This is a genomic window from Rhodococcus ruber (assembly GCF_016804345.1).
Lineage (GTDB): Bacteria > Actinomycetota > Actinomycetes > Mycobacteriales > Mycobacteriaceae > Rhodococcus > Rhodococcus ruber.
Genome location: NZ_CP044211.1, coordinates 2,146,361 through 2,156,862, shown reverse-complemented (window position 1 = coordinate 2,156,862; position 10,502 = coordinate 2,146,361). Strand labels below are relative to the sequence as shown.

Here is a 10,502-nt window from a genome sequence, read left to right as displayed (position 1 = left end):
CCTCCGGGTGTGGGGTGGCGGGTGGGGGCGCGGCTCGGGGCACGCGCCCCCACCCGCCGCTCGGGGTCAGGCGGCTTCGGCCTGAACGGTGGTGCGGCTCTTCATCAACGGCTGGATGCGGGTACCGAAGTTCTCGATGCCCTCGACGAAGTCGTCGAAGGTGAGCATGATGCCCTTGATGCCCTCGATCTCGGCGACCTCGTCGAGCATCTTCGCGACGGTCTCGTACGAGCCGACGAGGGTGCCCATGTTGAAGTTCACCGCGCCCTCGGGCAGGGAGATGGTCTTGGCGGTCGAGACGTCGTCTGCGGTGGCGTCGGCGGCGGACTGGTCGGCCATGTAGCCGAGGGCGGCGAGGTCGGCGTTGTCGTGGTAGTCCTGCCACTTCGCCTGGGCCGCTTCGTCGGTCTCGTCGGCGATGATCATGAACAGCGTCAGGGCGCCGACGTCGCGGCCCGTCTTGTTCGCCGCCTCGACGAGGGTGGCGGTGGCGTCGGAGATCGCGGTGGGCGTGTTGATGCCCGTGCCCATGATGAAGTTGTAGTCGGCCATCTCGGAGGCGAACTTCATGCCGCTCTTGGACTGTCCGGCCGCGACGATCGGCACGCCGCCGCCGGTGGGGCTCGGCGAGAGGACGCACTCATCCATCGTGTAGTGCTCACCCTTGAAGTTGCTGACGCCGTCTGCCCATAGCTGCCGCATGACGGTCACGTATTCGGTGGCCTGCTGGTAGCGGTAGCCGAAGTACTCCTCGCCCGGCCACAGGCCCATCTGCGTGTATTCGTTGGGCGCCCAACCGGTCACGATGTTGACGCCGAAGCGGCCGGGGGCGATCGAGTCGATGGTCGACGCCATGCGGGCCACCATGGCCGGCGGCAGGGTGAGGATCGGGGTGGAGGCGAACAGCTTGATCTTCTCGGTGACGGCCGCGAGGCCGGCCATGAGAGTGAACGACTCGAGGTTGTGATCCCAGAACTCGGTCTCGCCGCCGAAGCCCTTGAGCTTGATCATCGACAGGGCGAAGTCGAGGCCGTGCTTCTCGGCCTTCTGCACGATCGTCTTGTTGAGCTCGAACGACGGCATGTACTGCGGCGCGCTCTTGGAGATGAGCCAACCGTTGTTGCCGATGGGGATGAAGACGCCGATTTCCATGTCGCTCCTGAAGCTGCGGGGATTCGAAGAAGCGGTGGGGCAACACTGCCCTGCTCGCTATGACTTCGAATGTATGCAGGGGTTATTGCCGGATCGGAGACCGAGGGTAACGGACTTGTTGCCCCGGTTAACGATCTTTGACGGACTGCGCACGCCCCAGGTGACCGACGCGGGCCGCACTCCCCCGCTGCACCCATTCCACCCCGAAGTTCCGGTGCACCGGCGCGCCCGCCGCGCCGTCGATCCGCGCGAGCAGCAGTTCGGCGGCCGCCGAGGCCATGTCCTCGAGCGGCTGGCGCACCGTCGTCAGGTCGAACATCGACCAACCCGACGCATCGAGGTCGTTGTAGCCGACGATCGACACGTCGTCGGGCACGAGCAGGCCCAGGCGCTTGGTGGCGTCGAGGGTGCCGTAGGCCATGTAGTCCGTCGCACAGAACACCGCCGTCGGCCGGTCCGGCCGGCTCAGCAGCTCCATGCCGCCCTCGAAACCGGTCTTGGCGTCCACCGCGCCGCGGTGGACAAGCGTCTCGTCCAGAGAGACGCCGTGCCTGTCGAGCCCCTCCCGGAAGCCGGTCTCGCGCAGCTTCACGCTCGGGTTCTCCAGCGGGCCCGAGATCAGCCCGATGCGCCGATGCCCCATCTCGATCAGATGGTCCGCGACGAGCCGGCCCCCACCGACGTTGTCCGACGTCACCCGGTCCACCCGGCCGGCCTGGCTGCCGTCGACGTCGCGGTTGAGGATCACCAGCGGGATCTTCCAGTCGATCATCTCCGACACGATCGGCGAGTCCAGCCGCGCCGAAATGAAAACCACCCCGTCCACCAGCCCGCCACGCAGAGCAAGTATGTCGTTCTCCAGTGATCCCTCGGTCCGGTCACTCATCAGCAGCACCCGGTAGTCGTGCTGCGCGAACCGGTCCTGCAGCGTGTTCACCAACGTCGGATACGACGGATTCCGCAGGTCACCGCTGACCACCGCGATCGACGACGACCGCCGCGTGATCAAGCTCCGAGCCGTGATGTGCGGAACGTACCCCATCTCCTTCGCCAGGGCCTGGATGCGCTCGCGGGTCTCCTCGATAACGCGCGGGTCGCCCCGGAGGGCGCGGGACACCGTCGACTGCGACACGCCCGCGGCGCGTGCGACGTCGTAGCTGGTGACCGACTTGTTGCCCACGCACGGATTCTAGGTGCGCACCGTCTCTCCCGGCGCTCAGGCTTGCGCCCGTCGACGACTGCTTGGACCTGTTCCAGCAGGTTGAAACCGATGCAAGATGTCCGCTCCGGGTGTCAGGTTGCTGACGACAACGACCGTGCAGGCCCGAGAGAGTCCGGCGCGATTCGCAGTCTCGCTCGCACATCGGCACGCCGAACTGCCGCGCGAGCGCCGCCGGTTGTTCGGCGTCGTCGAGTGCCGAGGACGTTGCCGGGCACCATCAGGAACGACGCCGAGATCCGAATCATCATCTCGGCCGTCAGGTCGATGTTCAGTCCGTCCGGGGTGTTGCGGGCGCGCTGTTCACTGCGGAGCTGACGGGCAACGAACTGCCGGAGGTCGTGAGCATCCGTCTGTCCTCGCCGGCGAGCGAGCCGGCCAGCAGGGTCAGTTCGTCTGGAGGAGTCCTGCCGATCAGCGGGTTGGTCCGATGGCCCGGAGCGAACTCGCGAGCCCCCAGAACGACGCGGTCGGCGACGGTGGGCGCCGCCTTGATCTCGAGGAGGAATCGATTGAAGTATCGGCGGAACTCGCGCATCACGACCTGGTCGACGAGCGCGTCCTTGGTGGCGAATCGCCGGTAGAGCGTGATGCGGGACAGACCCCGCCCGCGCGCGACCTCCTTCATCGACGAGCGCTGGATGCCCAACCGGCAGAACTGCTCGTAGGCCGCATCGAGTAGACGAGCACGTCCTCCGAAGAACCGGACCAACCTCAGACGCAACCCCGCGGCACTTCTGAAGTCCTACACGAACCGACACCCGGCGCATCTCGAGTTGTGTAGCGTCCCACACCGGGAACTCTTGGGCTAGTTTGAATGCAAAAGCCCATGGGAGTGAGTGTATTGACGATTGCGTGGCTCGATACCACATCTGAGGAGCAGCGTGTTGCGCGTGAGCTCATCGCCTTGTTCACGCAGGTCGAGAGCCGCGACGAACTGGGCGTGGGTCAGGTGCGAGACGCATTCAGCGAGATGCTCTTCCCTGGTACCTCGGTCGTCCAGACTCGCGCCAGATATTTCCTATTTGTGCCCTGGTGCTATCGGGATGGACGAGCCCGCGGCACGAGCGGCGAGCGATGCAGAGTCCGAGGGGATGCGCAAGAACGTCGCCTGATCAAAGCCTTGAAGGAGGCGAGCCTTGATGACGCTGCGGGACTGATCGGGGTCCGAGCCGGGACGGCGGTAAAGACCCTGCCGTCGGCCATCTACTGGTCGGCGCTCCGTCGCTACCAGATCCTTACCCACGACACGGACACCAGCCATCTCGGACTCCGTGAGGCGGGTGATGTCGACCCTGCCAGCGAACTGGCTGATCGGCACGTCGGCGACTGGCACGGGGGTCTGCCCGACCCGCCAGACGGGTTCCCCGAACAGGCAAATTCGGGTTTCGAGCTCTCGCCCGAAGAGGCAACTTGGCTCGCGGAGCGGGTCGTCGTCAGCGTACCCGGCACCGCTCTGAGCCATCTCATCGAGCGACGCGAGCGCATTCCAGATGAGCTCGCCTTTCCCTGGGAAATGGTCCCCGAGTCACGCTTCGAGGCACTCGGCCACGCACGCCGCTTCAGCACGGTGATACACGGGGCTGCACTGCTCTACAACTTGCTGGTCGCGGAGCGCTACGAGAGGCACCCTGACCTTACCCGCCTCGACGGCCTGACGGAGTATTACCGCGATGCTCTGGAGGACTGGCATAAGTCCGCGATCGTTCCCATCACCAACGATCTGGCTGCCTGGGACGTCGACTGCATGTGGAAGCTGGTCGCGCAGATGAACCCTCGTGTGCCGCCGTCGACACGCCTCTTCGTAGATGCCTGGGTGCGTGCGACGAAGCAGGGCCAGGCAGCAAGCGCCGCCGAAAACAGGACTCTCCGACAACTTGTGTATCAGCGGGAAGCACGCAAGGGCAAGCAGTCTCGGCTGGCCAACGACAAGATGCTTGCCACCTGGTCTGGGGCCTCGGGCGCAGGCCAGCTCGACTTCCGCTGGCCCACTGTGCGAAGGCTCGTGAACGACATCGTGAGGGGGCTGGTGCGGGATGCTGCCTCCTGACTCCCGCGCCGTCCTCATCCAGGAGCTGCGTCCTCCGGTCGGTTACACGCTGGACGGCGCCATCGCAACGACCTTCACCCTAGATCTGACCGCGGCGGTGATTCCCCCGCTCGCGTTCTCGTCCTTCGCCATCTCTTCACGACTACCTGATCCCGTTACCGCACTGGAAGCGGTCCGAGCTGCCGCGGCGAAGGTGGACATCTTCTGCCAAGGCGGCAACATCTCCATCCCCAACAGGGCCCCTGATCTGCTCGCATTTGTCGAGCCGATGGTGCACGCCGTCCAACGCCCTGCCGGTCATCTGTTCCATCCGAAGGTGTGGTTCGTCAGGTACGTCGACGACGCCGGCAACGAGTCCTACCGATTGCTCGTGCTAACCCGAAACCTCACCAACGACCACGCTTGGGACATCGTCGTCCGTCTCGACTCTGCCCACCTGTCGCCCCGACGCCTTCCGGAGAACGGAGATCTCCACCGGTTTCTGGAGAGCCTTCCCAACCGTGCCGTCACGCCGCTCCCGACAGCTCGGCTGCGACGAATCGAGGAGCTTGCCCGTGCTGCACAGTACGTCGTGTGGGAGCGACCCGAAGGAGTCGCAGGTCTTTCTCTGCACTACCTGGACGGAAAGAAGCGACTCGACTTCACCGGCCGTAGGCACCTGGTCGTGAGCCCCTTCCTCAACGATGCAGGTCTGGACACGATCGTGCCGAGAACGCAGAACCTGACGGTCGTATCTCGTGCAGAAGAACTCGAACGTCTGACACCAGAGCAGCTGGAACGTCTCGATACCTATGTCATCGACGCGATGGCGGGTATCGATTTGGGCGACGGCACCGAAGACAACTCGGGCGAGCCTCCATCCAGCGCTGCAGCACCGCTGAGTCTGATCAGCGGACTGCACGCCAAGATGTTCGTCGTCGAGCCCGAGGGACGAGCTCAGCGCGCTCGGCTGCTCATCGGATCCGCCAATGCGACCGACGCGGCAATGACCGGAAATGTGGAGTTCCTCGTGGAGTTCGAAGGGCCTAGACGCCACTTCGGCATCGACAGTTTCATCGGGGAGGCAGGCTCGTTTCGTGCCCTGGTGGAACCGTACGTAGCCACTGGCGGAGCAGAGCCCAGCTCCGACGAAGACGAACGCCGCGAGTTGGAGAACCGGCTCCGGATCGTCGCTGAGGTTCAGCACACCCTCACTGTGCAGCCGTCCTCAGCACCCGCTGAGAATCCCAATGGGCGCTTCGACCTCCTGCTCACGACTAATCGGCCATATCCCCTCCACGACGGCTGGGCTGCCGGTGTGGAGTTGTTGACCCAGCCTGGCGTGGCCCGGCATCCGCGCAAGGACGAGCCACTCAAGGACCTTTTCCACAAGGTTGAGACCGCGGACATCTCGCCATTCCTCTGCATTCGGATGACTTCCCCGTCAGGCATACAAGCAGGCACCGTCGTCCTGGCAATCCTCGTAGGTGAGCCGACGGACCGCTTGGACCTCGTCCTGGCCCGACAGATCGACACTCCGGAGAAGTTCCTCCGCTTCCTCTACCTGATCCTCAGTCTCGGCAATCCGCACTTCTTGTCCTACCTGAGCGACGGTAACGGTGAGGGAGGCAGCCTCGGCGTGCGTCCCGGCGGGCCTGGTGTCCTGGAGCTTGTACTCCGCGCTCTGGCCGACAAGCCCGATGCACTCGACGATCTGGGCCGACTGGTCACTCGCCTCTCCACCACCGAAGAGGGACGGAAGTTGCTGCCCGCAGGCTTCGAAGAACTGTGGGCGGAGGCCGAGCGGGCACGCCGTGCACTTGCCCGGAGACGCTCATGACCCGTTACTCCGCAGACGCCGTCATCGAGGAGCTGACCGACTTCCAGCGGCGGAGCGTCGAGCACGTCGTATCCCAGCTCTACAAGGAGGGAGCCGGCAGGTTCCTCGTGGCTGATGAGACCGGGCTCGGCAAGAGCATGGTCGCTCGGGGCGTCATTGCCCGTGCGATCGAGCACCTGCAAGACGAGCCAACGGTGCGTCGCATCGACATCGTCTACGTCTGCGCGAACACCGACCTCGCCCAGCAGAACCTTCGCCGCCTCAACGTCACCGAGGACGAGACGATCTCCTTCTCCAGCAGGCTCACCCTTCTCGGCAAGCACTCCTCGCAGTTGAAGAAGCGCGGGACCGCCGGCAAGCCAGTGAACCTCGTCTCGTTCACTCCAGGAACCTCCTTCGATATGGGCCACAGCACGGGCATGTCCGAGGAGCGGGCGATGCTCCTCCTGGCGCTCCAGGAGTGCACGGACCTCACCGGATATCGGCGCACCGCCGCCGAGAAGCTGTTGCAGGGCAACGTCAGGAAGCTCGAGCGTTTCCGTTGGACCATCGACGAACTGGCTCGCCACCTCGGTGAGCGCGGTATCGACCGAGCGATTCTGAGCCAGTTCAGAAAGAACGTTCGGCGAGGCGGCACGAAGGGCCTGCTGCGCCGGTTCGAGACCCTCGTCGACCAGATGGGACGCAAGCGCACGATTCCTGAGGAGCTCAAGCCAGAGCAGTGGCGCCTCATCCGAAAGCTCCGCGAAACTCTTGCTCAGGCGAGCATGGAAACGCTGGAGCCTGACCTGGTGATCCTGGACGAGTTCCAGCGATTTCGGCACCTGCTGGACATCGATCATCCGGCCGGTGAGCTGGCAAACCACCTCTTCAACTATCCAGCCGCGAAGGTACTGCTCCTCTCAGCCACCCCCTACAAACCCTTCACCTACGTCGAGGAACGCGAAGACGAACATGCGACGGACTTCCATCGCACACTGCGCTTCCTCGCTGAGGGGAACCCTTCGGTGGAGCCGGCTCAGATCCGATCGGACCTGGATGAGTACCGACGACAGGTCATTTCGGGTAAAGACCCAAGAGTCGTCGCCGACGGGATACGCCGGAAGCTCCTCCGTGTGATGAGTCGTCAGGAGAGGCCGATTCTCCCCGAGGGGACCATGTCGGTCGAACGCGTCCGCACCGCGAGCCGCGTAAGTGCCGAAGACTTGATCGGGTACGCCGATCTGCAGAACGTGGCGCGGTTGGTGGGACACGAGAACGACCGTGGACTCGTCACCGCCGAGTATTGGAAGTCCGCGCCGTACTTCGTCAACTTCTGCGATGGTTACCAGCTTGGCGCACGCGTCAAGGCCGACCACATCACCTCGGACGCGGTTGCTGCGTTGGGCAGAACGCAGCACATCCGAGCAGGGGATTGTGAGAGCTTCCTGCAGTTGGACGCGGGCAACGCGAGGATGCGCGATCTGGTGGATTCCACCATCGGACGGGACCTCTGGAATTTGTTGTGGATACCGCCCTCGCTGCCCTACCTCGAGCCGGGTGGCCCCTACGCCGACGCCGCCGACGTGACCAAGATGTTGGTCTTCTCCTCTTGGGCGGCGACTCCGCCCGCCGTTGCGAGTCTGCTCAGCTACGAGGCCGAGCGGAGGGCCGCGGCCGGGACCAATTACACCGCGTACACCCCGGAGGTTCGGAGACGCCTGACGAAGCCACTGACCTACAGCATGAGCCGTGGCCGCCCCGGCCGCATGACGACACTGATGGTCTTCTGGCCCATGCCCGGTCTCGCTCGCGGCGCTGATCCTCTGGCTTTCGTGGCGGAAACCGGTGGCATGGCGCTCAGCCGCAGTAAGGCGAAACAGCTTGCCCTCGGAGCAATATCGAGACTGCTGGACAGTGGTCAGACCGATCTTCAAGCGGCAGACGATAACCTCTCCAGCGACGTTGAGGAGAGCAGCTGGAAGGCTGCCTTCTCCATGTCCGCGTCCTGGCCCAGGGACGAGTTCTCGGATGACGAGGTTGCAATGAGTGTTCGTGCCTTGTCGGGCGAGCGCGAAGAGAGGGATGAGGAGAACGACGCCCCGCTGGACCTCGACGGTATCCAGGCGCATGTGGAGGCAGCGCGGGCGGCGCGCGCCGAAGGAGCGCCGCCACCATCGGCGGAAACCCTCGGCCTGCTCGCGCAGGTCGCTCTGCACTCGCCAGCCAACATCGCGTTCCGAGCGCTCGGACGCATCCTCGAGCCGAGAGACAACGTCACATCCTTCGAGCACTTCGTAGCCGCCGCCGCGCTGGCGAACGGTCTCCGGTCCCTGTTCAACCGACCTGATGTGACCAAACTACTCGAGCAGGTGACCGACTCGGACCTGCCGTATTGGCATAAGGTGCTGCAGTACTGCGCCTTCGGCAACCTGCAATCGGTTCTCGACGAGTACCTGCATCACCTGCGACACGACCAGTTCAAAGCCGACCTCGACAGTCAGTCACTCTTCGGCCTCACTCGCATGGCTGCCTCCGCTATGAGCCTGCGCAGCACCACCTATCAGGCGATTGACGTCGACAATCTGGAAGGCCACCTCCGCTTCATTCCTCGCTTCGCGCTTCGATACGGCGGCCGACGGCAGAACGCGGAAGACGCCCGCCAACCGGAAGTCAGGAACTCATTCAACAGCCCCTTCTGGCCATTCGTCCTGACATCGACCTCGGTCGGGCAAGAGGGCATCGACTTCCACTGGTGGTGCCATTCTGTATTCCACTGGAACACCCCCGCCAACCCCGTCGACTTCGAGCAGCGCGAAGGACGGGTCGACCGGTACCGCGGGCATGCCGTACGCCGCAACATCGCTGCACGACACAGTCAGCGAATCTTGGCCGCACCCGGAAACGACCCGTGGGCGAGGGCATTCGAGATTGCCGACGACTACTGCAGCGAGTACGGCGACTTCACCCCCTCATGGGTCTACCCGGGACCAGCCAAGGTCCAGCGGCACGTTGCCCCGTTCGCACTCAGCTCGGATGAAGAGAAGTACCAGCGCATCAAGCAGGACGTCGCGCTCTACCGACTCGCATTCGGTCAACCCCGCCAGGAAGACATGATGGACCTCCTTCGGCAGCGCGGACTAGATGCTGACCCCAACCATCTCCTCAACATGAGGATCGACCTTGCACCTTAACTCGAGCGGAGTCCACCGTCTTCTCCACCGCGCTGATCAGATTGCGCCACAGATGCCATCGGTCGGCGACCTGCACCGCGTCCGGTGCGCCGATCCGGACAGCGTCGGCGTAGGCACCGGCTCGGTCGCGACACACGATCTCGGCACCGGGATGTGCCTGCAGCCAGGTGGAGACAGTGCCACTGGTTCGGTCGGGCAACAGACCGATCGGGCGACCGGTGACCAGATCTACTATGACAGTTCCGTAGATGTGGCCACGATGGAGCGCGAAATCGTCGATCCCCAGGATCATTGTGGTGTCGATCGGTCGATCCGGAATCGTCCGCACGACACTGGGCAGTGTGTCCCTACTGACGTGAACTCCGAGTCGGGCAGCGAGGTGGGCACCGGTACGACCGGCCACGGCCAGTCCGATCGCCTCGATCATCGTGGTGAGCACCGCGGTTCGCCGAGCCCACCGCTGTGTCAGTCCGGGTACTTGCTCGGCGAATGTTGTGGCGGTGCAGGTGTCGTTGCCGCAGAGGAATCTGCGGCCCACCAGATCAAGGACGACGGGATTGGTGCCGATTGTCGCGTCGGCGGGTTGGCGCCGATACCGTGAGTGCACCTGACTCGAGGCGGTACCGCACGTCGGGCACCGCCCCTGGTTGCTTCGTGGGTGGGCTGCGATTCGGATCGTGGCATCGACCAAGTAAACGGCATCGATGACGACACCGTTCAAGTGCGGCGGTAGGGCAGTCGGGGGAGCGAGGTCGCACCGAAACGATCTTGGTCTATCGCTGATGATTGATGGTCAGCGGCACGTTGTCGCATTCACGGAAAGCGCGCCAGATCCACCTCCGCTGAGCCTCATCACTCGGTCCGGCGGCCCGATCGGAGGAGGGCAACGGATGATGTCGGCGACGTTCATCTTCGCTGTTCAGCCGGGATCATGGCCGACCGTAGCGGGCACGATCGCGCCGGGTGAATGAGGCGGGCGACGATCAGCTGAAAGAGCGACTCGTTGTCGACCACGTCGAACCCGAGACGCCACCATGCGGTGTCGATGACCGGTCGGCAGTTCCCATTAGGTCGACCGCTGACAAACCC

At 64.2% G+C, this 10,502-nt stretch carries 7 protein-coding genes; 3 read left to right on the top strand and 4 right to left on the bottom strand.

What is annotated here, in order from left to right; translation table 11 throughout:
* Positions 1-66: 66 nt before the first annotated feature.
* The 3 genes from rutA to F1734_RS10070 form a co-directional block, all read right to left on the bottom strand.
* Positions 67-1,152 (bottom strand): pyrimidine utilization protein A, encoded by a 1,086-nt coding sequence (gene rutA, locus F1734_RS10080; RefSeq protein ID WP_203011595.1) that lies wholly within the window; start codon positions 1,150-1,152, stop codon positions 67-69.
* A gap of 127 nt (positions 1,153-1,279) precedes the next feature.
* The gene (locus F1734_RS10075) at positions 1,280-2,332 is read right to left on the bottom strand and encodes a LacI family DNA-binding transcriptional regulator (RefSeq protein ID WP_203011594.1); all 1,053 of its coding nucleotides are present in this window, start codon (positions 2,330-2,332) and stop codon (positions 1,280-1,282) included.
* Positions 2,333-2,642: 310 nt separating this feature from the next.
* Positions 2,643-3,095, bottom strand: coding sequence for a TetR/AcrR family transcriptional regulator (locus F1734_RS10070; protein ID WP_203011593.1), 453 nt, complete (start codon positions 3,093-3,095; stop codon positions 2,643-2,645).
* 120 nt (positions 3,096-3,215) lie between these two features.
* On the opposite strand from F1734_RS10070, the gene F1734_RS10065 reads away from it, so the two are divergent.
* From F1734_RS10065 to F1734_RS10055, 3 genes are read left to right on the top strand one after another with little or no spacing between them, the layout of a single operon-like run.
* A complete protein-coding gene (locus tag F1734_RS10065; protein WP_203011592.1) occupies positions 3,216-4,421 on the top strand; it encodes a DUF6361 family protein in 1,206 nt (401 codons plus the stop codon).
* The gene (locus tag F1734_RS10060) at positions 4,408-6,240 is read left to right on the top strand and encodes a phospholipase D family protein (protein ID WP_203011591.1); all 1,833 of its coding nucleotides are present in this window, start codon (positions 4,408-4,410) and stop codon (positions 6,238-6,240) included. Before F1734_RS10065 ends, F1734_RS10060 begins: the two co-directional genes overlap by 14 nt.
* A complete protein-coding gene (locus F1734_RS10055) occupies positions 6,237-9,413 on the top strand; it encodes a DEAD/DEAH box helicase (protein ID WP_203011590.1) in 3,177 nt (1,058 codons plus the stop codon). The genes F1734_RS10060 and F1734_RS10055 overlap by 4 nt, the downstream gene beginning before the upstream one ends.
* Here F1734_RS10055 and F1734_RS10050 read toward each other — a convergent pair.
* Complete coding sequence (locus F1734_RS10050; protein ID WP_238424165.1) at positions 9,385-10,104, bottom strand: ISL3 family transposase; 720 nt, start codon at positions 10,102-10,104, stop codon at positions 9,385-9,387. The genes F1734_RS10055 and F1734_RS10050 overlap by 29 nt on opposite strands.
* Positions 10,105-10,502: the final 398 nt, after the last annotated feature.

What these genes read in the sequence shown, in the direction of transcription:
- rutA (WP_203011595.1), bottom strand. Translation starts at nt 1,152, where the DNA reads ATGGAAATCGGCGTCTTCATCCCCATCGGCAACAACGGTTGGCTCATC.
- F1734_RS10060 (WP_203011591.1), top strand. Translation starts at nt 4,408, where the DNA reads ATGCTGCCTCCTGACTCCCGCGCCGTCCTCATCCAGGAGCTGCGTCCT.
- F1734_RS10055 (WP_203011590.1), top strand. Translation starts at nt 6,237, where the DNA reads ATGACCCGTTACTCCGCAGACGCCGTCATCGAGGAGCTGACCGACTTC.